This window comes from Pseudomonas sp. Yb2C2 (assembly GCF_052112325.1).
In the GTDB taxonomy this organism is placed as follows: Bacteria; Pseudomonadota; Gammaproteobacteria; order Pseudomonadales; family Pseudomonadaceae; genus Aquipseudomonas; species Aquipseudomonas marginalis.
Map to the genome: position 1 here is coordinate 15,227 of NZ_JAVAJK010000034.1, position 23,818 is coordinate 39,044.

A 23,818-nucleotide genomic window follows, 5' to 3' on the forward strand; every position below is an offset into this window, starting at 1 on the left:
CGCCTAAGATCAAAATCAAAAACAGAGCAACAGCCACAGCAACAGCAACAGCTCGCGATACAACAGGGGGTGTCAGCGCCATCCACACTGTTGTGTAGCCCCAACGGTCACCACGATGCGAAGCGAGCTGCTCTTGATCTTGCTTTTGATCTTGATCTTAGGCGCCCCGTTAACCACGCTGGCCGGAATTTGATAGTGATTTGGGGGGTAAACCGGCAGGGATGCCGGTTTAGCCGCCCCGCGCCATGGATGGCGCGGGGCGGCGGCCCCCCAAATCACGTCGGATTACGGGCACACCGAGCCTGGGCGAGGTGCCGAGTGGTGGGGCGAAGCGTTTTTGGTTACTTTTGGCGCTCTTCCAAAAGTGACCCGCTGTAAGAGCGGAACCATAGGCAGCCGTTACCGCAGCAACGGATATGTACTCATTCCAACCCCAGCAAATGGTCGGCCCAGAGGCCGCCATCGGGGCAAGTCGAATCGTCGCACCGCCCCTCCCACATTTCCCACCGAGTACGGCCACACATGCCGACCCAGAAAAATTGCCCCCCTCACAATCCAAAATGAAGCTTTCATGACAAAAGTTCGGTAGCTCACAGCCACTTCCGTCTTGCCTATGTAACGCGCTGGAGGCCGCCACAAGCCGCTTCCCCAGCCGTCAGCGGGACGCCAGGAGTGGGGCAATGGGAACTATGGAACGTTACTCGAAAGTAGGCATGCAAGAGCTCGACCAGCGCCTGTCGAAGATCGTCGAGGCTGCGCGCAAGAAGCCGGTTTCGGTGTACCGCTACGGCGCGCCGTGGGTGTGGATCGTCTCCCAGGACGACTGGCAGGGCGCCTTGAAGGAAGTGTCCAGCTACATCCCGGCGGGGCATTCGCTGGTGCTGTTGCGCCCGCAGATCGACGAGGTGCTCGAGCAGCATCGCGACCTGCTCCAGGCCGCGCCGGGTATGTCGATCGCGCCGCAGACCGTGGTGCAGATCCTGCTGCTGCAACTGCTGTATTCGGTGCCCAGCGAACAGCAGTTGCACGAGCAACTGAACTACAACCTGCTGTTCCGCTGGTTCGTCGGCCTGGAGCTGAACCAGAAGGTGTGGAGCATCCACGCTTTGCAGCGCGACATCGCCAGCCTGTTGAACAACCCGCAGGCCGTGCAGTTGATCCAGACCATCATCGGTGAAGTGTTCTGTGGCGCCTTGCTGCACATGCCGGAGTTCTCCCTGAACTTCGCTTTGCTGCACACCTGGCTGGCGCGGCACAGCCATCTTTCGACCAGCAGCAATTGAGCAGGCCAGACGCCGTGCAATCGGCGACGGCGCAAAATCTTAGACAGTTAGGGGGCGGTGTGGAGCATCTGTTCAAATCAACGCTGGCGTTGTGCTGCCTGACGCTGGGCGTCCTGGCGCAACCGGTGTGGGCCGAGGAGGGTGGTGAGGCCCCGGCGCGCAAGGTGGACGTCAATGAGTACTTCGTGCGCGGCAATACCGTGCTCGATGCGGCGACGATCGAGGAGGCGGTGTACCCGTTCCTTGGCCCGCAAAAGACCCTGGACGATATCGAAGGCGCGCGCGATGCGTTGCAGAAGATCTACCAGGCGCGTGGCTACCAGTCGGTGTTTGTCGAGCTGCCGGAACAGAAGGTCGATGACGGCATCGTCTATCTGCAGGTCAGCGAAACCAAGGTCGGCCGCGTGCGTGTGGTCGGCGCCAAGCACTATTCGCCGGTGGAGATCCGCGAGGAAGTGCCGGGGCTCAAGGAAGGCGCGGTACCGGATTTCACCACGGTGCAAACCCAGTTGGCCGGGCTCAACCGCAGTGCCGGCCGGCAGGTCACGCCACTGGTCCGTGAAGGCCAGCGCCCCGGCACCATGGATGTGGATCTGCAGGTCGAGGACCAGAACCCCTGGCACGCCAGCCTCGGCCTGAACAACGACTACAGCGCCGACACCGAAAAGCTGCGCTCGGTCGCCACCCTGGGCTACGACAACCTCTGGCAACTGGGCCACAGCATTTCCCTGACCTACTTCACCGCGCCCCAGGACACCGAGAATGCCAAGGTCTGGTCGGGCTCCTACAGTGCGCCGCTGAACGAACGCTGGACCTTGCAGTTCTCCGGTTACCAGTCCGACAGCAACATCGCCACCATCGGCGGCAGCAACGTCTTGGGCAAGGGCCATTCCTATGGCGTATCCGCCATCTATAGCTTGCCGGCGGCGGGCAACTGGGCCAACTCGTTCTCGTTCGGGGTGGACTTCAAGGACTTCGACGAGCAGATGAAGTTCGGCGCCAGCAGCGACCAGGTGCCGCTCAAGTACGCGCCGTTCACCCTGGGCTACAACGGCTATCGCTACACCGAGCAATCCCAACTGGGGTTGGGCTTGAACCTGGTGGTCGGCACCCGTGCATTCTTTGGCTACGGCAGCGACGCCGAAGAGTTCGATTACAAGCGCTACAAGGCCAGTGCCAGTTTTGCCGTGCTCAAGGGCGACCTGAATTACACCTATACCTTCGCCAACGATTGGCAGTCGGCCTCCAAGGGCGCTTTCCAGCTGGCCTCCGGGCCGCTGGTGTCCAACGAGCAGTATTCCGCCGGCGGCGCCACCTCGGTGCGCGGCTACCTGGCGGCCGAGCGCACCGGGGACGAGGGCTATTTGCTCTCCCAGGAACTGCGCACGCCGTCCCTGGCCAAGTTCCTCGGCAGTTATGTGCAGGAGTGGCGCTTCTATGCGTTCGCCGAAGGCGCGCGCATGCGCCTGCACGACCCGCTGCCCGAGCAGGAAGACGAATACAGCCTGGCCAGTATCGGCCTGGGCACCCGCGCCAGTTTGAGCAAGTGGTTGTCCGGCAGCCTGGATTGGGGTTACCCGCTGCTCGATGGACCGAACACCCAGAAACAGGACTCGCGACTGCACTTCAGTGTGCAGGCGACTTTCTGACTTTTTCTTCCGGAGACTTCACCCATGCAACGCCTATTCCTGAGCCTGTTGATCTGCCTGGGCTTCGCGCTCCCGGCCACTGCCCATGCCTGGTGGCAGGACGATTGGCACTACCGCAAACAGATTTCGGTGGACACCACCTCCCAGGGCGCCGCGATCAGCCAGGCCCTGGGCCGCACCGCACTGTTGGTGCGCCTGCACACCGGCAACTTCACCTTTGACGGGGTCAAGGACGACGGCGCCGACCTGCGCTTTGTGAGTGCCGATGACAAGACCGTGTTCAATCACCAGATCGAAAGCTTCGACCCGTTGATGGGCATGGCGTTGATCTGGGTCGATGTGCCCAAGGTCGAAGGCGGCCAGCGCCAGGACATCTGGATGTACTACGGCAACCAGAAGGCCCCGGCCACCGCCAATGGCCAGCTGACGTTCGATCCGAATTACACCGCGCTCTATCACTTCGATGGCGCCAACGCGACGCCGCCACGGGACACCACGGCCTACGCCAACACCGCGTTGAACGCCACCGGCGCGAGCATCGACGGCGTGATCGGCCGCGCCTTGCAGTTCGGCGGCCAGCCGCTGCTGTTGCCGGCCAGCCCGTCGCTGCAACACGCCGCCGGCGCTGCCTTCACCTTCAGCGCCTGGCTGCGCCTGGACCAGGCCAGCGGTGAGCAAATCGTACTGGCCCGACGTGACGGTGCCCACAGCCTGTTGCTGGGCCTGAACCAGGGCTCGCCGTTTGTGGAGATCGACGGCCAGCGCGCGGTGTCGACCCAACCGCTGAACCCTGGCCAATGGCAGCACCTGGCGTTCACCGCCGAGGGCGACAAGGTCACGCTGTATGTGAATGGCCGTGAAAGCGCCACGCTCGCCGTGGCCATGCCTGGGTTCAACACGCAGCTGGCGGTCGGCGCCGACCTGCCGGAAGCCGGCAGCGCGCACCTGCCGTTCGCCGGGGCCATGGATGAGCTGCGCCTGTCCAAGGTGGCGCGCCCGGCCGCGCTGTTGCTGGCCGATGCGAGTGCCCAGGGCGCCGAGTCGAAACTGGTGGCCTACGGCGTGGATGAAGAACAGTCCGGCTTCGGCTTCGGCAGCCTGGGCTTTTTGCTCAACGCCGTGCCGGTGGACGCCTGGGTGATCATCCTGGTGCTGGTGGCGATGATGTTCCAGTCGTGGGTCATCATGCTGCGCAAGAACCGCCAGGTCAGCCGCCTCAGCAGTGCCAACGAAGTATTCCGCGAGCACTTCGCCCAGATCGGCACGCGCCTGGAGATGTATGCCGACGACGCACAACTGGCTGATCGCTTGACCCATTCGTCGCTGTGGCGCCTGTACCTGGTGGCGGTCAAGGAGATCCGTACCCGGCGTGCCCAGGGCGCCGACACGTCGTCGGTGTCGGCGGCCACCATCGAAGCGATCCGCTGCTCCATGGACGGTGTACGTACCCGTGAGAACCAGGCCCTGAGTTCCAAATTGTCGACCCTGTCCAACGCCATCGCCGGCGGCCCGTATATCGGCCTGCTCGGTACGGTGCTGGGGATCATGGTGGTGTTCCTCGGCACGGCCATGGCCGGCGACGTGAACATCAACGCCATCGCTCCGGGCATGGCGGCGGCCTTGCTGGCCACGGCCATGGGCCTGTTCGTCGCGATCCCCGCGTTGTTTGGCTACAACCGCCTGATCACGCGCAACAAGGAAGTCAGCGCCGACATGCGCGTATTCGTCGACGAGTTCATCACTCGCCTGGCGGAGATGCACGGCGAGAGCCAGCACAGTGAAACCGCGCACCGCCGCGACCATCACGCATCGGTTCCGGCCTGAGGAGAATCGCCATGGCTTCCGTAAATGCCTCCCACGACGATGACGATGATGCCGCCGTCGACAGCATCAACATCACGCCCCTGGTGGACGTGCTGATGGTGGTGCTGGTGATGTTTATCCTCACCGCCACCGCCCAGGTCTCGGGGATCCAGATCCACCTGCCCAAGGCCAGCGCCTCGGTGTCGCTGTCGGAGGCCAAGACCAAGGCCATCTCCGTGAACGACGGCGGCCAGGTGTTCCTCGACGCGTACCCGGTGACCCTCGGCGAGCTGGAAGAACGCCTGCGCATCGAGAAAGCGCTGAACCCGGACTTCCCGGTGATCGTGCGCGGTGACGCCATGGTGCAGTACCAGAAAGTCATCGAGGTGCTCGACCTGCTGCGCCGGCTGGAGCTGTCCCAGGTCGGCCTGGTCACCGGCAAACCGAGCCAGGGCTGAGTGATGACCGCACAGATCCCGATCACGCCATTGCCGGTGAAGAACAAACCGCCGTTGCGCCCATTGAAATGGGGCGCCGGCCTGTTGCTGGGCGCCGTGGCGGCCTGGTTTCTCTGGCAGTGGGCCAATGACATGAGTGGCGTACGCCGTGAAGCGCCGAAGGTGCCGACGATTATTCCGTTGCCACCGCCGCCGCCGCCACCCCCGGAAAAACCCAAGGAGCCCGAGCCCCAGGTTGAAGAGAAAGTCCCGGAGCCGGTGCCCAGCCCTGAACCCGAAGAGGTCAAGCCGGCCGAGGAAGCACCGCCTTCACCGAATGAAGACCTGGCCAACCCGATGCAGATCGACGGCGATGCGCAGTCCGGTAACGACGGTTTCAACATCGGCGCCGGCAAGGGCGGCGGCATGGCCGGCAGTGGCGGCGGCGGGTTGGGGACCGGCACGTACAAGCAGTACCTGGCCGGTACCTATCAGCGCCTGATGCGCGAAGACCCGGAGCTGCGCAAGAAGGCCTTTGCGATACAGATAGACCTGTGGTTGGGCGCCGACGGCCAGGTGACGAAGGCTCTGGTGGCCAAGTCCAGCGGGGATGCCGACACCGACGCCCAGATGCTGGCGTTGATCCGTGCGCCGCGCGCCACCCAGAAACCTCCGGCGTCGCTGACGCTGCCCATGCGCCTGTCCCTCAAGGGCCGGCGTCCGGATTGATTGCACGAAACCTCTTACCTACGGTTTTTTACAGGAGTTGCGTACACATGATTTCCCCCGTGAATCGACTGACCCTGGCGGTTGGCATGGTCATCGCGACCCTGGTCGGGCAAGCCGCGGCAGCCCCGGTTGCGCCTTCGGAAAACGTCACCATCAACCTGATTCGCCTGCTGGTGCAGCAAGGTGTGCTGACCCAGAACACCGCCAATGGGCTGATCGCCCAGGCCGAAAAGGAAGCCCAGCAGGCCCGCCAGGCCAACGCCGCGCCGGTGGTTGCCAGCGGCCCGGCGACCGCGCCTGGGGATGTGCGCGTGCAGTACGTGCCGCAGGCGGTGCGCGACCAGATCCGTGACCAGGTCAAGGCCGAAGTCATGTCCACCGCCAAGCAGGAAAACTGGGCGCAGCCCAATACGTTCCCCGACTGGATCTCGCGCATCAGCTTTGATGGCGATATTCGTCTGCGCGACGAGTCGCGCTACTTCTCGGGCAATAACAGCAACAACATCACCGATTTTGCCAAGCTCAATGACACCGGCCCGTACGACGTCAACAAAAACTCCAACACCAAGTTCCCACCGCTGATCAACACCCGCGAGGACCGCGAGAACCTGTTCCGCCTGCGGGCACGCCTGGGCATGAAAGCGGTGATCTCGCCGGAATGGACCGCCGGCATTCGCATCGCTACCGGCTCCGACAATAACCCGGTGTCCACCACCCAGACCCTGGGCGGCGGCTTCGGCAAAAAGGACATCTGGCTCGACCAGGGTTACCTGAGCTGGAAAACCACCGACTACATGACGTTGACCGCCGGGCGCATCGGCAACCCGTTCTATTCCACCGACATGATGTATTCCAACGACCTCAACTTCGACGGCGTGGCGGCGGTCTTCAACCACAGCCTCAACAGCGAGTGGGGCCTGTTCGGTACCCTCGGCGCCTTCCCGGTGGAGTACACCTCCGACACCGCCAGCACCAATGGTATCGACAAGGAAGACAGCGACACCAAATGGCTGTTTGGCGGGCAGATCGGCGCGGATTGGAAGATCAACCGCAGCAACCGCCTCAAACTCGCCGCGGCTTACTACCAGTTCCAGGACATCGAAGGCGAGCGCTCCAGCCCTTGCTCCACCTGGCAGGGCGCGGCAGGTTGCGACACCGACGGCACGCGCGTGGCCTTCATGCAGAAAGGCAACACGGTATTCAACCTGCGCAACAACACCACCAACCCGGCGGATCCTGCGCGCACACCCGACCCGCAGTACGTAGGCCTGGCGTCCAAGTTCGATGTGCTGGACCTCAACCTGGTCTGGGACAGCGAACTGCCCAGCGACTTCAAGCTGCGCAGCCAGGCCAACTTCATCCACAACCTGGCCTACGACAAGGGCGAGATGCTCAAGCGCAGCGAAGGCGAGATCGTCAACAACATCAACAGCAACGGCCAGTTTGAAAGTGGCGGCAATGCGCTGATGGTCTCGTTCACCCTCGGCAGCGCCCTGGAGATGCGCAAGCGCGGCGACTGGAATGTGTTGGCCGGCTACAAGTACATCCAGCCCGACGCCTTGCCCGACGGCTTCAACGACTCGTCGTTCCACCTGGGCGGCACCAACGCCAAGGGCTATTTCATTGGCGGCAACTACGGTATCGACAAGAACATCTACGCCAGTGCGCGTTGGTTGAGCGCCTCCGAAGTGTATGGCCAGCCGTTCGAAGTCGATGTGATGCAACTGGAACTCAACACGCGCTTTTGATGCGCAGGGAGACGCCACATGAACACACGAATCTGCGCGCTGTTACTGCTGCTGGTGAGTACCGGCGCGTCGGCCGAAGGCATGGAGGAGCGCCTGCGTACGCAACTGCGCAGCACCACCCAGCAATTGCAGGCGCTGCAAAGCGAACAGGCCCAGGCCAGTGCCGCACGGCTGGCCGCCGAAAACCAGGCCAAACAGGCCCAGGCGCACATCAAGCAATTGACCGCCGAGCTGGAAAAGGCCCGTGGCATGGCTGAGCAACTGGCCGGCCAGCAACAGAGCCTGCACAGCCAGGCGCAAGCCCAGGTGGCGGCGAGCAACGAGCAGATCGGCAAGTTCAAGAAGGCCTATGACGAATTGCTGGTGCTGGCCAAGGGTAAAGAAGTCGAGCGCGCGCGCCTGCAGGCGGCCTTAAGCGAACGTGACACACAAGTGCAGCAATGTTCAGTCAAGAATCAACAGATGTACGGCGTGGCCCAGCAGTTGCTCGCAGCCTACGAAAAAATCGATGTGGCCGAGGTGATGAGCATTCGCCAGCCGTTCGCAAGCAGCGCACGGGTCAAGTTCGAGGAACTGGCCCAGGGTTTTGGCGACGATCTGTACAAGAGCCGTTTTGATGCGCCCCAGGCAGCCGCCAATCACTGATAGACAAGGAAGAGATCACCATGAGCGAATTGATCACCAGCGTCACCGTCCAGAGCCTCACCGACCTGTTGCAGGACGCCGGCTACCGGGTTAACCAGAGCGAACAGAACGGCATCGTGCAGTTGCTCAGCGCCAGCCAGGGCATCGGCTTTGCCGTGCGCTTCGGTAACCCGGCGGCGGAGCAGGGCAGCTATGTGGACTTCACCTACAGCTGCGCGCTGCGGGTACAGGGCGAGTTGCCCGAGGGCCTGGCCCCGGTATGGAACGCCTCGCGGCGCTTTGCACGGTTGTCGGTGCAGGGCGAGTTCCTGTTGATGGAAATGGACGTGGTGGTGGCCGGCGTTGGCGTCACGCACCTGCGCAGCCAGCTGGAATTGTGGGATCGCCTGTTGCAGGAGTTTATCGTCTACCTGCGTGAGTACAGCCAGCAGGCCGCGCAGTTGCAGGCTGCCGCGGTGGGTGAAGAGGCGGCGGTGCTGTGAAAAAGCCAACCCTGATGCTCGGCGCGGGGGCGCTGGCTGTGCTGGTGGTGGCCGTGGCGTTGAGCCTGCGACCGGGCAGCGACCCGGTGGCGGCGCAGCAACCGGCGCCGGTGATCAATCCCGCGCCGAGCGGGCCAGCGGTGGCGCGCCTGGGCAACCAGCAGATCGACCTGGCGGAGCTGAAAAGCGTGCTGGCCAGCCTGCCGGCCGAATCCCGCGAGCAACTGCGCGGCAACCGTGGCGCCCTGGAAACCTGGATCCGCTCACGCCTGGCGCAAAAAGCCGTGCTTGAACAGGCCGATGCCCAGGGCTGGCGCCAGCGCCCGGAGGTGGAGCAGCAGACCCGCGCCGCCGCCGAGCAGATCGTGTTTCGCGACTACATGCTGTCGGTCAGCCAGGTACCGGCCGACTACCCCAGCGCCGCCGAGTTGCAACAGGCCTACGACAGCGGCAAGGCGCAATGGGTGACGCCGCCGTTGTACCAGGTGAGCCAGATTTTCCTCGCGGTGAATGACCCGCAAAACCTCGATGCCGTACGGCGCCAGGCCCAGGAACTGAGCCGCAAGGCCCAGGCCGCACCGGCTGATTTTGCCGCCCTGGCCACGCAGTTTTCCCAGGACCCCGACAGCGCCGCGCGCGGTGGCGATTCGGGGATGCAGCCGTTGCAGCAACTGGTGCCGGAGGTGCGCGGCGCGGTGGCGCGGCTCAAGGTCGGTGCGGTCTCGGACGTGGTGCAGAGCCCGGCCGGGTTTCATGTGCTCAAGCTCATCGGCCAGCAACCGGCGCGCACCGCCACCCTGGACGAGCTGCGTGAACGCCTGACCCAGGCCCTGCGCGCCCAGCGCCAGGAACAGATCGCCAAGGCCTACCTGGAAGGCATGCTCAACACCGCGACCTTGAGTATCGACGGCGCCGAGTTGAACAAAGTGCTGGAGTAACACGCCTCAACCCGCATTGGATGCACAGACCAACCAGACAGGGAGTCTCCCATGGCATTTCTCGAACCGTCTGCCCCACAGGGGCCCACTGCTTACCGTGCACCTACCGAGCCACGCAGTGCCTGGCTGGCCCTGGCCAGCGAGATCGACCCGGAGGTGGCCCGCTACTTTCTGGTGAGTGCGCGCTGCGGCTGTTTCATGCAGGCCGCGCGCAGCCTGAATATCAAGGCAACCCTGTTGCGCAAGCGCCTGGCCCAGCTGGAGGAACACCTGCGCCATGCGCTGTTCAGCTACCAGGGCAACGGCCTGGTGCTCAGCCGCGACGGCCAGCAATTGCAGGCCCAACTGATCGCCCTGGCCCATGAACGGCGCCTGCCGGTACTGGAACAGCCGCTGATTCGCCTGGCGGTGGCCGAGCCGATCCTGCACGACATCCTCGGCCGCGACCTGATCGCCTTGCTGCGCCGCAATGCCAGCGTGCGCCTGGAGATCATCTCCCTCGACAGCCACCTGTCCCTGCAGGCGGTGGACGTGGATGTGGTGCTGTGGCTGGCGGACACCGACGGCCCGGTGCCCGGCCCGAGCTTTGTCACCGAACCGCCGCGGGCGCTGGCGCGATTGCGGTACCTGCCGCATATCGCCAAGCGCTATTCACGCCTGACCACGCGCCCGGACAGCGTGGAAGACCTGGCTGACTACATGCTGGTGCAATGGCAGCCGGACGCCCAGGTCGAGGCCCTGCAGCCATGGAACCAGGTGGTGCAACAGCGCCTGGCGGCGGTGGTGCAGGTGCATGCCTATTCGCTGATGCTGGAGATGATCCGCTGCGGCGCCTGCATCGGTTTGCTGCCGCACTACATGAGCAGCTTCGACCGGGGGCTGGTGGCGTTGCCGGGGTTGTTGGCCGAGGACAGCATGCAGCGCCAGGTGTGGCTGGCGGTGAATGCGCAGGTGCGCCACCCCGAGGCGGTGCAGATGATCGTCGAGTTGATCGTCGGTACGTTCGAGGGGCGGCGGGAGTGGTTTGATTAGCGAGGCATTGGGCGCAAAAGGGTATCGCTAGCCGGCCTTGGTATCGACCTCCAATGTTTCGAGGTATTCCAGTTGGGTTTTTCCGCCCTCTACCTTGTAGGTAAAGACAGGGTATGACTTGCCATCGAACTCGGGGCCGGCTCGGTTAATGGCTTTCTGAAACTGTGGCTTGGCGGCCTCCCAGGTCTGACCGTTCGAACCATAGAAAACCAGGCCGACCAATGCATCGGGTGGCACGCCTACCGTCTGTATTTCGCTGTTTTCAAGCGCGCTGCCGGGGTGCTCGCCTTGTTGGTTCTTCAGGTCATTCAATAAGCCTTGCATGCCTTCACGGGCCTTCTCCCGCCCCAGGTATCGCGTGTCGGCCTGGATGTTCCCAGAGAAGGCGTCTTTTTCATGTATGGCCGTGATGTTGTCCTGGAGTTTTTCCGGCAGCGCCAGGATGGCCATGTTTCGCGGCAGGGCTCCAGCGTTGTCACCCATTTTGTAGTAGTTGGGCAGCAAGTCTGCTTGAGCCAGGCTCCATTTGCGCAGCCCTCCATGTCCTCTGTTGGCATCGCCCTGCGCGCGAATGCTGTCAAGGTTCTCACCGGTGTTATGAAATTCCAGATGCGCGTTTCTGAGCTGAAGGGTTCTGATCAGTAATCCATCTTTTTCGAAGGCTTCAATGATGGGGCGATAGAGCGTACCACCTGTTTCGGTTGAGGCTATTACCTGCGTGGTGGGCAAATGGTTGTCTTCGACGACCGTGATGGGCGGTTTGCCTGGCACCTGCCTCGGTGGGGTAATGCTTGCCGGTTTGGATTGCCGCCGCACACTGGTATGAAGCACCAACGATGCCAGGTTGGCCAACAGATCCGCCATGGCCGCTTCCTTGTTGCCATCCTTTTCATTGGCCAAGGTTTTAAGATCGCCGAGGATGCCCTGGGTCTGCAGCGCCAGGCCGATAACGGCCGCAGGTCCGCGAAGTGCCGGCAGTATTGCGTTGAGTAGCAGGAAGCTGCCTTCTTTGAAAGTCGTCCAACGGCTTTGCGAATTGGAGACCGACTGCTGCTCGGCCAATGTCGTCAGGGCCTTGGCGTTGGCATCGTAGAGGTGGTTCATCAACTGCCCGGTTTGCAGCTTCGCCGCCAGGCTGTCGATGGCATCGCCGTCGACGGCCAGTGTAGGCGCAACTGGTGCGCGCGGTATCGAGAACTCATCGAGAAATACTCGGAGTCTCGGCAGGTGGGGCTTGCTGAAGCCACCGTGATCATAGATGACGCGGGTCGCTTCATCAGGCAGCCAGGCAATAACCTGCTCTTGAAGCGACGGTGTTTTACGCAGTGTCTCCATCAATGCCTGGCGCGAAGGAAATTGCAGCAACGGCTCATCAGCCATCAAGGGGCGGTAGAGAATATGCGGGCCGACCGTGCTGTCCTTGGGTTCAATCAAGTACATGTTTTCGACGACATCGGGTGCAGCGCCCGGCTCGCGTACGAACGCCAATGGGCGCATCGTGATCTCGTTGCCATTGACATACTTGTGTCCTGGCGTGGGGTCAAGTATTGCCTGGAGGTAGCGGTAACCCATGGCGTTATCGAAACCTTCAGCGCCTTTGGCAGTCAGTTCCAGGGCCTTCATCTTCAGCTCAATGGGCACTTGTTGCGCAAAGCGTAACTGACGCTCTGTTTTTTTGACGGGGTCGTCAAGCAACTCGCCTTTGAGCAGCTCGGGATAGTTTTTGCCGACATCGATTTTCTGAATCAGCGCTTTGAGGGCACCCTCTCGCCCCAGCGCGGGTATCAGCGCCCCCGTTGGTTTGTGACGAACCTCTATGCGACCGCCTGGTAGTCCTGCAAGGTTTTGAATGAAGGCGTCGCTGAGGGACATCCGGCTGGTTTGGACGGCTCCGAATCCGAACCCGGCCCCCGTGCCGCCATACGGCGTGTGAAATACCACTTCCACGTCATTGATGTCATAGGGGACGGGAGGCGGTGAGAGCGCGTTTAATTGGTTCTGGATAAAAGTACGGATGTCCGGGATGCCGCTGTTATAGGTGTGCTCTTTGTGGCGGTACATATAACTTGCCAGTTCCAGGGCAAGGTCGTGCAAGATGAAGTGATTGACGTCGGAGGTGTTTTTTATCCAGTCGGGTAATGGGTGCTGGGAACGATTCGGTTGCGGTGTGTTGAGCAGTGTTGGCTCGGTTGCCGCCGCTTGTGCTTCATGTCCGGTGATGATGATGTTCGCCTGGATATAGAACGCATCGACGTCGACCTTGGTCAAGCGGGTGCTGAATGTTTCTTGCGGCCTGGCCTGTTTGAGGTTTTCGTCCCATTTATCCTTGACCGCAGCCAGGGAGGCATAAGGGGTTACCTTGCCGCTCGGTTCGCAGACCAGCACGATCGTGCGCTCTGCGACCTTGCGTTCGATAACCAGGTTGGGGGTTTGAAGCTTCGTGGAGCTTGAATGGTTATTCTCGGTGCTGGCAAGTACGTGCACGACCACTTCGGAGTCATCCGCCAGTTTGGGGCGTGTTGAGCCCTGGGGGTACCTCACGAGCATGTCCAGGGTTTCTCTTTGCAAGTCATCCAGCCCTGGATGCTTGAAACTGGCCAGGCGCAGGTTGTTACGCACCAGGTCACTGAGCATCAACCGGCGGTCTCCGGCGAAAATGGGGGTGTTACTGACCGAAGTGTCGGTGCCAAAACCAGGGATGGGGTCATTGAACGGTGGCCGGCCCCAATAATCGAGCTTAGCTGTCTGAAGTGCGTCTTCCAGTTTGCCTGGCAACTGGCTGATAGCCTGTTGGACAGCCGCTTTATCGATGTCGAGCGCGGTGCCAGCAGGTTCGCCGGTAAGCGCCTGTGCGTCCGCGCGGGTGTCGACAAACTTGCCGTCATTGCTGAACACGGGAACATCAGCGCCGTCGACGTGGTTAATGGCCAACTCCATCAGCGGTGTTTCCAGGAAACGACCGGGATTTGCCGGATCGGGGACGGCGAAGGCCAACTGCTGGACATCCACATTCAGTGCAGGCGATGCCTTGCTGATGGCGTCCTTGAGCAATCCGGCTACCACTGCTTGCCTGTTTGGTTCCCCTTCAAACAAACGCTGGCTGATGATGTTCACGGGCCCAACGGGTGGTGGCGCGGGTATAGCCGAGTCGACCAGGTTGCGTCTGAACGGCGACGTGGGCGTCGGGACGCTTGGGGATCGGAGTCCTGAACTGCGCGCCAAGCGTTGTTTGGCTGCCTGTTGGCGTTCGCGAACCACAAGGGAGGGGCCGTCGTTCGGAGGATTGTTTTTGACCAGGGCAGGGAAACCCTCGCGAATGAGCCCCGCGTTTTGTTCGGCCCACTGCGGTGAGCCGTAATGCTCGCGTACGCCGTAAAATTCCATAATGCCCGTTATCGGGTAGAGATAGTCTCCGTAGTTGTAGTTCGGCAAGGCCATCGGCCCGCTACCTCCTATCTCGCGGGCCACTTTCAAGATGGCAGGTTGAAGGGCTGCCCACTGTTTATGTTCAGCGGGAAGTGTGAGCCATTTGATGCGGCCGTCTGAGTCTGGCCCCCAGGCAGACAGACGCCCATCCGAATGGATCACTACACTTTCGATATCCAGGCTGTGTGCTTGCATGAAGCGCTTGAACGCGTCGCTGGAGAGCGCCTCTTTATAGGCTTGTGCTGCCTGTACATAGGACGAATCTTCAGGGGTACCGATGAGGACCCCCTTGGTCGCGTCGGCGCGGGGGTCCATGGCTTTGACTGTCACCAGCCTGCTGAGCATGCGCGCCAGTTCCCGGTCGGCTTCCTCGACACGTTCCGAAGGTGTCGGTGTGCGGTTTGCGTCAGCTACCCCCCTGGTGTGGTTATAGGTTGCCATGGCGATGGCGTTCTCTACTTCGGCTTGTGCCGTCCTGACGCGCGTGGCTTGCGGCGTAAGTGGGCCGTTTAAGGGCATCAGGGTTTTGAATTTATTGTTGTACTGCAAGTCGCGTATCGCACTGGGCAGGTCGTTTGGAAAGTTCGAGAAGGCTTCGCCATAGAAGTTGCTCACCACGTCAATGGGCGCGTTGCGTGCGCCGGTGTACAGAAACGATTCAAGTCGACCGGCGGCTACTTCTTTTGCCGCCGCTGCAACACCTGCGCTGGCTTCTTTCCAGCCGGGCGTATTGCTCGAGAAGAGTTGAATTTTGCCATTGATACTGCATTCCATATCATCCGCGTGGGGGAACCATCTGATCGTGGAAATATCGATGTTATTTTCCCTGGCATAGCGTGCAAACGGCTCTTGAGTGAGTGCTTGAGTGAAGAGTGCCCACGCCTGGCCGAAGGTGGAAAATGGTGGAATGTCAGTGATCGTTGGAAGTTGATCACCGTTTTTTATCACAGACTTTTTGCGACTTTCCAGCAACATCAATGCGGCGCAATACTAGCTTGCCATTTCACTGTCGCTTTTCTCCACAAGGTGTTTGCTTTGTTTCTGGATGCGTTGAAAACGTGCATCCGTTGGGGAGGGCTGCGGATTCACAGGCCACTGTGTGACAGTTTGAGTAAGTGATCGTTTGGCTCTTGGATGTTCTGACGCGCCATTGTTCTGACCGGCCTCCTGTGAGACCGGGTGCGGCTGTACGACAATCGCCTGGGGCGTGATAATCATGAGGTTTTCTCGTAATGGGCAGGGAAATAACGACACCGTAATTGCACTTTGCTGCGTCCGACGTATGACGCGTGGCTTGTAGGGAGTGGTATGGTTAAACTCGGCGGTTCCGCACGTGTGTATCAGGTTTATACGAGGCGCTATCCCGATGCAGAGTGAGCAGTGATGCAGGCCTCCCGCTTGAGCCTCATTTGCCATGCCGCCACACCCGCTCAAAAGTACGGGCGTTTTCCCGATAACGAGTCCGTGGTCATGGATTGGCAAGCGGCGGCGCTGTCCCTGGCCGGGCGCTATAAGAAGAAAACGCGTCTGCTGTGCGCGCCCGAGGCACGCGCCTGGCAAACGGCAGGGTTGTTCGGCAGTCAGGCGGTGATTGAAGAGGCCTTGCGCGATGGCGACTTTGGCGACTGGAAGGGCCAGGCCATCAGTCAGTTACGCAGCGATGCGTTAATGGACTGGATGACCCACAGCACCCGTGCGCCCCACGGTGGCGAGTCGGTCGAGCAGATTTGCGCGCGGGTCGCGGCGTGGATGAAAACGCTTGAGGCGCAACCCGGGCACGTGGTGGCCATTACCCATCCCTTTGTGATCCGCGCGGCGATGTTGCACGTCATGCAGTTTCCGGTGTCGATGTTCTACCGGATCGATGTCGAGCCCCTGTCCGCTACCGAACTGCGCTTCAACACGGTGTGGCGCCTGCGCCTGGAAACTCACGCCTGAGTGCGTGAACATGGCAAAATCCACGCCCCGCAATGAGAGCAACCCATGAAACGCATCCTGATCATCGGCATTGGCGCCGGCAACCCTGACTACATCACGATGCAGGCCGTGAAAGCGCTGAACCGCACCGACGTGTTTTTCCTGATGGACAAGGGCCAGAGCAAGGACAAGTTGATCGACCTGCGCCGCGAGATCTGCGAGACCTACATCACCGAACCTGGCTACCGCTTTGTCGAGGCCGAGTGCCCCGAGCGCGTACGTGGCGAGATCGACTACACGACTGCTGTGCAGGACCTCAACCGCGACAAGCAGGCAACTTTCGAGCGCATGATCAACGAGGAAATGGCCGACGGTGAAGTCGGTGCGTTCCTGGCCTGGGGCGACCCGGCGCTGTACGACAGCACTATCCGCATCTTGCAGGCGATCCTGGCCAGTGGCCGCTGCGCCTTTGAATTCGAAGTGATCCCCGGTATCACCAGCGTGCAGGCCCTGGCGGCCCAGCATAAGGTGGCGTTGAACCGTATCGGCAAGTCCATCGAGATCACCACCGGGCGTCGATTGGCGGCGGGGCAGGCCAGCGATGCCGATACCCTGGTGGTCATGCTCGATGCGGAAGATTCCTACCGTACGGTGGCCGATCAGGACCTGGATATTTACTGGGGTGCTTACCTGGGCACGCCAGACGAGATCCTGATCAGCGGCAAAGTCAGTGAAGTGGCTGAAGAGATCGAACGGGTGCGCAAGGCGGCGCGCCTGGAGAATGGCTGGATCATGGACACTTACTTGTTGCGCAAACCCTGAGGTAACGTCCCATGCTCAAACTGCTTGCCCTCGCACTGACCCTGGTGGCCGGCGTTGCCCACGCTGATTCCGAGCTGCACACCGATTTGCCGCTGGCGTACCTGGAACAGACCCAGGGCGATGCGCGCAACGAGCCGCTGGTGATTTTCCTGCACGGGTTCGGTAGCAATGAGGAAGATCTGTTTGGCATCAAGGACGCGCTGCCGTCCACCTGGACCTACCTGTCGGCCCGTGCGCCGACGCCGGTGCAGCCGAATGGCTTTCGCTGGTTTACCAAGGCGCCGGGTGACGGTGACTACGATGGTGTGACCGCTGATTTGCAGAGCAGCGCCAAGCTGATCGAGGACTTTGTCGGCAAAGCCACCGCCAAGTATCACACCCGGCCTGACCGGGTGTTCCTGGTGGGGTTCAGCCAGGGCGCGATCATGTCGTATGAGGTGGCCTTGCGCGACCCGCAGCTGGTGCGCGGCATTGCGGCATTGAGTGGCAGCGTGCTGCCGGTGCTCAAGGCTGAGCTGAAGCCGGATGAGCGCTTGAACAAATTGGCGATCTTTATCGGCCACGGCACCCTGGACCAGGCACTGCCGTATGCGTCGGCGACGCGGGCGAATGAGGTGTTGGTGGGGCTTGGGTTGAAGCCGGAGTTTCATGGCTATCCGGGGATGAACCACACCGTCAGTGAGGCGGAAGTGCAGGACTTGAAAGCGTGGCTGGAAACAAATTTGAAGTGAGCGCGCTGAATGAAGGTGGGAGGGGGCTTGCCCTAATGCCAGTCAGCTAAGGCTTTTTGTAGGAGCGAGCTTGCTCGCGAAAAACTCACAGACGCCGCGTTCATTCAGGAAGCACGCGTTATCGTTGACGTTTTTCGCGAGCAAGCTCGCTCCTACAGGAGGCGATGTACGCTTAACTGACTGGCATTAGGGCAAGCCCCCTCCCACATTTGATGGGCGTTGTCAGGACTCTTTGTTATTTGCCGCCGGTAATCTGCTTAACCAGCTCTGCATGCCCCTTCGTATCATCGGCCCGCGAGATCGCCTGGATTACCAGCAAGTGGTTGCCGGAGCCGCCGAGAAACGTGGAGTTCAAGGTCTTGCCACCGCCCTGGGTGGCGGTGCTGTCCACCTGGCGCAGGCCGAGGCCCTTGAAGGTCAGTTTCTTCTCGCTCAGCTTCTTGAAGTCGGGCAGGGCAGCGCTCTGGTCCTTGACGAAGCCGGCCACGGCGCCATCGAGGAACTGCGGGTCGTTGTCCTTGATGCTCACCCCGTCGTTACGCACGGTTTCGGCGACGATCACCACGCTTTTCGTGGTCTGGTTGGCGTACATCGTGCCTTGGGTATCAGCGGTGCCGTCCTCGGCCTTGCCGGCCGGGAGGGTGTCGGCGGCGTAAGCCTTGGGCAGATTGAAGTTGAACTTACCGCCCAAGGTGGAAATGGTTTGCGTGGCCGGCTTGGCGGCGGCGAAGACGCTGCCGGCGGTCAGCGCGAGGGCCAGCAGGATAGCGGTCTTGGTGAACGTGGCCATGAAGCGCTCCAGGGGTGAACGAGATTGCGGCACATTCTGTCAGAAAATTCGCAATATCGTTCGCCCTTAGCCTCACACCTTGTCGGACTCTTCCTCAAGCCGATCCATCTCAAACAGTCGCGCCAGTTCCGCCCGGGCTTCCTGGGCGGTTTGCATCACCTTGGCCGCATCGTCGTACACCGCGTGCTGGGCGGCGAGCACTTGCAGGTCGTGGTGCTTGAAGCGGGTGATGCGGGCATCGGCCTGGGCCTGGGTCAACCCAAGGCCCACCAGGGTGCGACGGCTCATTTCCAGACTGGAGTAGAAGGTCTCGCGAACCGGCGAGGCGTCGAGGTCCACCAGGCGGTGCACGTGCTGGCGGTTACGCGCACGGGCGATGATCTGCATGTGCGGGTAGAGGTTGCGCACCAGTTCGGCGGTCTTGATGTTGATCTCCGGGTCGTCCATGGCGATCACGAAGAACTCGGCCTGGTCGACCTTGGCGGCGTGCAGGATCTCCGGACGTTGCGGATCACCGTAGAACACCGGCATGCCGCCGAAACTGCGGGTCAGCTCGATGGTTTCCACCGAGGTGTCGAGGGCGATGAAGGAGATGTTCTGCGCGCGCAGGATCCGCGCGACGGGCCCATGCCGGCGATCACCACGCGCGGCGCATCGCTTTCGATGGTGCGGTATTCCTCCGGTACTTCCACCGGCTTGACCTTGGGCTTGAACAGCTTGGGGCAGACCAGCAGCAACAGCGGGGTGACGGCCATGGACAGGGTGATGGTCAGCACTAGCACGTCGTAGAGGTGCGGTTCGAACAGGCCCTGGTCGCGGCCGATCTTGAACACCACAAAGGCGAACTCACCGCCCGCCGCCAGCACCACACCCAGGCGCAGGGCGCTTTCGCGGTTGAGATCACCTACCATGCGGCCCACGGCGTACAGCAGCGGCAGCTTCAAACCGATCAACAGCAGGGTCAGGCCGATCACCACCAGCGGTGATCTGAGCAGCAGGCTGAGGTTGGCGCCCATGCCCACGCTGATAAAGAACAGCCCCAGCAGCAGGCCCTTGAACGGCTCGATCTGGGATTCCAGTTCGTGGCGGTACTCCGAGTCCGCCAGCAGCAGGCCGGCGAGGAAGGCGCCGAGGGCCATGGACACACCCACCAGTTCCATCAGCCAGGCGGTGCCGATCACCACCAACAGGGCGGTGGCGGTGGACACTTCGCGCAGGCCGGTCTTGGCGACGATGCGAAACACCGGCCGCAGAAGGTAGCGGCCGCCGATGATCACCACGGCAATACTGCCGAGGATCTGCAGGACGTGTTGCAGGCCCTGGGCTTCGGTGGTCGGATGATCGCTGCCGGCCAGCAGCGGCACCATGGCAATCAACGGGATCGCGGCGATATCCTGGAACAGCAGGATCGCAAACGCCAGGCGCCCGTGGGGCTGGTTCAGCTCCTTGCGCTCGGCCAGGCTTTGCAGGCCGAACGCGGTGGACGACAGCGCCAGGCCAAGGCCGAGCACGATTGCGCTGTTCCACGACTGGCCAAACAGCCACAACGCCACCGCTCCCATGACCAGGCCGGTGAGCAGCACCTGGGCCAGGCCGACGCCAAATACCGCCTTGCGCATCACCCATAAACGCTTGGGCGACAGCTCCAGGCCGATGATAAACAGCAGCAACACCACGCCCAGTTCGGAGAACTGCGCGACGCTTTGCGGGTTGCCAATCAGGCCCAACACCGACGGACCGATGATCACGCCGGCAAACAGATAGCCCAGCACCGCGCCCAATTGCAGGCGCTTGGCCAGGGGCACGGTCAGCACGGCGGCGAGCAGGAACACCACGGCTGCTTGTAACAGATTGCCTTCATGGGGCATTGCGAACTCCAGGATCTTTAAAACCAATCGACAGGAGGGTATTAGAGCGCTTTTTACCTTTCGAAAATTGTGTTTTTGCTGCGTTTGAGGGGACAACACGCCAGTGTGTGTCTGGCGGCGGGCGGTTCACACCGGCTTGCGGTATAAACCCACGGCCAGGCCGACGATGATGATCGCAATCGAGATCAGGTCTGGCGCGGGAACGCGCTCGCCAATCAGCAGCATCGAACTGCTGATCCCGAACACCGGAATCAACAACGACAGTGGCGCCACCGTGGACACCGGGTACAGCTTGAGCAGCGAGTTCCAGCCCCAGTAGGCAAAGTGCGTCGCCAGGTACACCTGAAACAGAATGGACAGGATCGCCATGATGTCGAGGCTGGATTGCAAGCCTTCGAACGGCGCGCTGCCATGCATCAGCCAAGCCATGAGAAATAACGGGATCGGCGGAAACAGGCTGGCCCACACCATGAACGAGAAGACCTCAGTGACCCCCGACTTCTTGATGATGACGTTACCCACGCTCCAGGCCAGCGCACTGAGTACGATCAACATCACACCCAGCACTGCGTGGCTGCCTTCTCGGGTGGAGATGATAGCTGCCAGGCCGATCAGGGCCATAAATGCCCCCGCCATTTGCGTCCCGCGGAGTGTTTCCCTGAACAACACGCAACCCCAGCCCATGGTGAAAAATACGCTGAGTTGAATGATCAATGACGCGATGCCGGGGCTCACACCCCTCTCGATGCCATAGTTGATCACGCCCCACATACCCAGCCCGAAGATGACGCCGTAGGCGGCTACGTAGCTGAATTTGACGGCGGGGCGCTTGATGAAGAACACCAGCGGCAGGGCGGCGAGGGAAAAGCGGATGCCCGTGAGGACAAAAGGGTCGACCGAGCGCAGGCCGAGTTTGGTGATGGGGAAATTCACCCCCCATACCAGGGTGACGAGCACGGCTAGCGCCAGGTGTTTTTTCAGCATGGAATGTTCCCTTGGTCATGACGCTTTTTCGAGGGCGTTGATGTTAGGGGAGTGGCGGGTTGGCCCGCTTGCTATGCAAGGCCATCTTTTGACAGAATCGGGCCATGATTCCGACCTTTGATTCCGCCAGCCCAGAAGCCGTGGTAACGCTGCGCGAATACCCTTGCGGCACCGTCTTTGAGCGGCACACGCACTCACGTGGGCAGTTCGCCTATGCCTCCACCGGCGCGCTGAAAATGTTCACCGATCTCGGCAACTGGGTGGTACCGCCGCAACGGGCGATCTGGGTGCCGGGTGGTGTGCCCCATGAAATGCATATGCGCGGGGATGTGGTGATGCTCAATACCTACCTGGACACCGATGCCGCTAAGCGGGCGCGGTTGCAGGACCGCTGCCAGGTGTTTGAAGTGTCGCCCCTGCTCAGGCATTTACTGGAGGCGGCGCTGGCTATCGACTCCTCGGCATTACCCAGCGTGAGGCATCACTGCGTGCTGACGCTGTTGATTGATGAAATCGGAGCCATGCCCGAGCTGCCACTCAGCGCGCCATTGCCGTGCGAGCCGCGGCTGGCGCGAGCGTGTCAGCGCTTCCTGGATGCGCCCACGCAGAAAATCACCCTCGACGAGATGGCTGATTGGTCGAACATGAGTCGGCGCACCTTCACCCGCCATTTCTACGAGGGCACGGGGATGACGTTCGTGTCCTGGCGCCAGCAGGTGTGCCTATTGGAAGCCACCGCACGGCTAAGCCATGGCACGTCCATCACCGATGTCGCGTTCGAATTGGGGTTCAGCAGTTCCAGTGCATTCACCTCCGTGTTCCGGCGCAACCTGGGGGATTCGCCGGCGCGCTACCTGGCCAAATCAAAGGCTGCGGCGCAGTTCTGAGCCTTCGCGACCGCCACGCCGGTCAGGATTCACCGTTCTACAGGCCTCCCTTTGTTATTATCGCCGTCCCTCGTTACCAGGAGTCACCGGCCCATGCAGCACCAGTGGGATGAAATGCACCGCACCCGCAAGCCCACGTTCGTATTGTGCGGCGAGCCTCAGGGCGATGTGCTCAATCTCTATGTTCACGGTTACTCGGCGTTCTTTAACCGGCAACAGCTGGGCAATTTCAAGCAACAGCTGGCGGGTATCGAGGGTTCGACCAACCTGATGCTGTTCTGGCCGGCGGGGCATTTTCTGGAAAACCTGTTTGCGCCCTTCAAGGAGGTGATCGCCGCGATGCTGGGTGGTGGCAGCATCGGTGCCGCGACCGTCGGCGTGGGCAAGGCGATTGCCTATTTTCTCGACCACTACAAAAGCGTCGAGGCGCGGGTGGAGGAAGTGGCCAGGAGCTTACTGCCGGAGCTGGCCAGCTACCTGCATGGCGAGACGCTGCAGGTGCGGCGTATCAACCTGATCGGGCATTCCCTGGGGGCGCGGATTCTGGTCAAGAGCCTGCTTGCCAGCCCGGATACCGCACGGGAACTGCCGTTGGACAACCTGCTGTTGATGGGCGGAGCGATCTGTACGTCCAGCCCTTGGGATGAGGTGTGTGCGCCGCTCAAGGGGCGGGTGATCAATTGCCACTCCAGCAAGGACTGGGCCCTGGCCATGAAGCCGGACACCGAGCGGTGCATCGGCCGGTATGCGATCCCGGTGACGCCGGCACTCAAGGCCAAGGTTACCAATGTGCACCTGGCTACCTTTGATCATGCCGCGTACTGGCCGCAGTTGCAGACCGTGGTGCAGTACACCGACCTCTTGCATGAGCGGCGCGGCGTGATCCGCGCCGACCAGCGCAGCAGCGAGGTACGCTTTGCCGAAGAGGACACCGACTTGCTTGCGGCCCTGGTGCAGGCGCGGCCGGAGGAGCTGGCGTTCCTGGCCGAATTGATGGCGCAAAAGCGCAGTGCGTCGATTGACGCCACGGTACGCGAGCCGCTCAAGCTGGCCATCGAGTTGCAGCGCATGGGCGGCGACAGCTTTATGAACCTTGCCCGTGGCCATGGCGTGAACTATCGGCAGATTGCCGAAGAGGTGGCGCAGCGACTGGGAATCAAGTTTGCCGAGCCCGTTGAAACGGTGGCACTGGCTGACCTCGAAGCCCAGGTCGCGGAAAAACTGCTCGAGCAGTACAAGGACAAACTCAGCCACGCCGACCGCCAGGTATTCGACGCTGAACTCAAGGCGGCGGCGCAAAAGGAGCTGGGTCTGTTCAGCCGTTTCGATGTCGGCCGAACAGCCACTACGGCGTTGAGCGGCACGGCGCTGGCCGGGTTGACCGGGTTTATCCTGCGTCGTGGTGCGGCCTCCGCGATCCCGGTGGTCGGCCAGGCGTTGGCGGCGGCGATGTTGCTGGTGAGCGGTGTACGGGCGTTTTCCGGCCCGGCGTACTCGATCACCACCCTGGCCGTGCTGGTGATCGGGGTGATTCGCCAGCGCATGGAGCGTGAAGCCTTGAACCAGGAGATGGACCTGGTGGTACAGGTCGTGGAGGCGTTTGACCTGCCTCGGGAGACGGTGATGCGCACGGTTGCGTCCGACTGA

General features: G+C 61.6%; 18 protein-coding genes and 1 pseudogene. 15 read left to right on the top strand and 4 right to left on the bottom strand.

From position 1 onward, the window contains the following. The first annotated feature begins 689 nt into the window (after positions 1-689). Genes Q8X51_RS29955 through Q8X51_RS30000 form a run of 10 tightly spaced genes read left to right on the top strand, consistent with a single transcriptional unit; the run spans position 690 to position 10,746 of the window. Complete coding sequence (locus Q8X51_RS29955) at positions 690-1,283, top strand: transposase (protein ID WP_065926276.1); 594 nt, start codon at positions 690-692, stop codon at positions 1,281-1,283. Positions 1,284-1,342: 59 nt separating this feature from the next. Next, on the top strand, positions 1,343-2,932 hold the full coding sequence (locus Q8X51_RS29960) for a ShlB/FhaC/HecB family hemolysin secretion/activation protein (RefSeq protein ID WP_323147276.1): 1,590 nt from the start codon (positions 1,343-1,345) through the stop codon (positions 2,930-2,932). Between the two features lie 24 nt (positions 2,933-2,956). Then, a complete protein-coding gene (locus tag Q8X51_RS29965) occupies positions 2,957-4,756 on the top strand; it encodes a DUF2341 domain-containing protein (RefSeq protein ID WP_407694804.1) in 1,800 nt (599 codons plus the stop codon). Positions 4,757-4,767: 11 nt separating this feature from the next. Further along, positions 4,768-5,193 carry an ExbD/TolR family protein gene (locus Q8X51_RS29970; RefSeq protein WP_010211136.1) on the top strand — a complete coding sequence of 142 codons (426 nt, stop codon included), beginning with the start codon at positions 4,768-4,770 and terminating at the stop codon, positions 5,191-5,193. A gap of 3 nt (positions 5,194-5,196) precedes the next feature. After that, on the top strand, positions 5,197-5,901 hold the full coding sequence (locus tag Q8X51_RS29975) for an energy transducer TonB family protein (RefSeq protein ID WP_065939819.1): 705 nt from the start codon (positions 5,197-5,199) through the stop codon (positions 5,899-5,901). A gap of 47 nt (positions 5,902-5,948) precedes the next feature. Next, on the top strand, positions 5,949-7,649 hold the full coding sequence (locus Q8X51_RS29980) for a putative porin (protein WP_407694803.1): 1,701 nt from the start codon (positions 5,949-5,951) through the stop codon (positions 7,647-7,649). 18 nt (positions 7,650-7,667) lie between these two features. Continuing rightward, positions 7,668-8,294 (top strand): DNA repair protein, encoded by a 627-nt coding sequence (locus Q8X51_RS29985; RefSeq protein ID WP_065924372.1) that lies wholly within the window; start codon positions 7,668-7,670, stop codon positions 8,292-8,294. A gap of 20 nt (positions 8,295-8,314) precedes the next feature. Then, positions 8,315-8,776, top strand: a complete 462-nt coding sequence (locus Q8X51_RS29990) for a YbjN domain-containing protein (RefSeq protein WP_065924373.1) — start codon at positions 8,315-8,317, stop codon at positions 8,774-8,776. After that, positions 8,773-9,714: a peptidylprolyl isomerase gene (locus Q8X51_RS29995; RefSeq protein ID WP_065949044.1), complete on the top strand. Its 942-nt coding sequence runs from the start codon at positions 8,773-8,775 to the stop codon at positions 9,712-9,714. The genes Q8X51_RS29990 and Q8X51_RS29995 overlap by 4 nt, the downstream gene beginning before the upstream one ends. Positions 9,715-9,765: 51 nt before the next feature. After that, positions 9,766-10,746, top strand: a complete 981-nt coding sequence (locus Q8X51_RS30000; RefSeq protein WP_323147274.1) for a LysR family transcriptional regulator — start codon at positions 9,766-9,768, stop codon at positions 10,744-10,746. 27 nt (positions 10,747-10,773) lie between these two features. Here Q8X51_RS30000 and Q8X51_RS30005 read toward each other — a convergent pair whose 3' ends face one another. Continuing rightward, a complete protein-coding gene (locus Q8X51_RS30005; RefSeq protein ID WP_407694802.1) occupies positions 10,774-15,147 on the bottom strand; it encodes a dermonecrotic toxin domain-containing protein in 4,374 nt (1,457 codons plus the stop codon). A gap of 408 nt (positions 15,148-15,555) precedes the next feature. On the opposite strand from Q8X51_RS30005, the gene Q8X51_RS30010 reads away from it, so the two are divergent. From Q8X51_RS30010 to Q8X51_RS30020, 3 genes are read left to right on the top strand one after another with little or no spacing between them, the layout of a single operon-like run. Next, on the top strand, positions 15,556-16,110 hold the full coding sequence (locus Q8X51_RS30010; RefSeq protein ID WP_065924377.1) for a histidine phosphatase family protein: 555 nt from the start codon (positions 15,556-15,558) through the stop codon (positions 16,108-16,110). Between the two features lie 45 nt (positions 16,111-16,155). Next, positions 16,156-16,911, top strand: a complete 756-nt coding sequence (gene cobF / locus Q8X51_RS30015; protein ID WP_065924378.1) for a precorrin-6A synthase (deacetylating) — start codon at positions 16,156-16,158, stop codon at positions 16,909-16,911. Between the two features lie 11 nt (positions 16,912-16,922). Continuing rightward, positions 16,923-17,642: an alpha/beta hydrolase gene (locus tag Q8X51_RS30020; RefSeq protein ID WP_407694800.1), complete on the top strand. Its 720-nt coding sequence runs from the start codon at positions 16,923-16,925 to the stop codon at positions 17,640-17,642. Positions 17,643-17,877: 235 nt separating this feature from the next. Here the strand turns inward: Q8X51_RS30020 and Q8X51_RS30025 are convergent, their stop codons facing one another. From Q8X51_RS30025 to Q8X51_RS30035, 3 genes and pseudogenes are all read right to left on the bottom strand, one after another. Continuing rightward, a complete protein-coding gene (locus Q8X51_RS30025) occupies positions 17,878-18,432 on the bottom strand; it encodes a hypothetical protein (protein WP_065924380.1) in 555 nt (184 codons plus the stop codon). A gap of 72 nt (positions 18,433-18,504) precedes the next feature. Beyond that, positions 18,505-20,300, bottom strand: a pseudogene (locus tag Q8X51_RS30030) (monovalent cation:proton antiporter-2 (CPA2) family protein). A 126-nt stretch (positions 20,301-20,426) separates the two neighbouring features. After that, the gene (locus tag Q8X51_RS30035) at positions 20,427-21,284 is read right to left on the bottom strand and encodes an EamA family transporter (protein WP_407694798.1); all 858 of its coding nucleotides are present in this window, start codon (positions 21,282-21,284) and stop codon (positions 20,427-20,429) included. Positions 21,285-21,388: 104 nt separating this feature from the next. On the opposite strand from Q8X51_RS30035, the gene Q8X51_RS30040 reads away from it, so the two are divergent. Then, positions 21,389-22,171, top strand: a complete 783-nt coding sequence (locus Q8X51_RS30040) for an AraC family transcriptional regulator (RefSeq protein ID WP_065924383.1) — start codon at positions 21,389-21,391, stop codon at positions 22,169-22,171. A gap of 93 nt (positions 22,172-22,264) precedes the next feature. Beyond that, positions 22,265-23,818 carry a DUF726 domain-containing protein gene (locus Q8X51_RS30045; protein WP_407694797.1) on the top strand — a complete coding sequence of 518 codons (1,554 nt, stop codon included), beginning with the start codon at positions 22,265-22,267 and terminating at the stop codon, positions 23,816-23,818.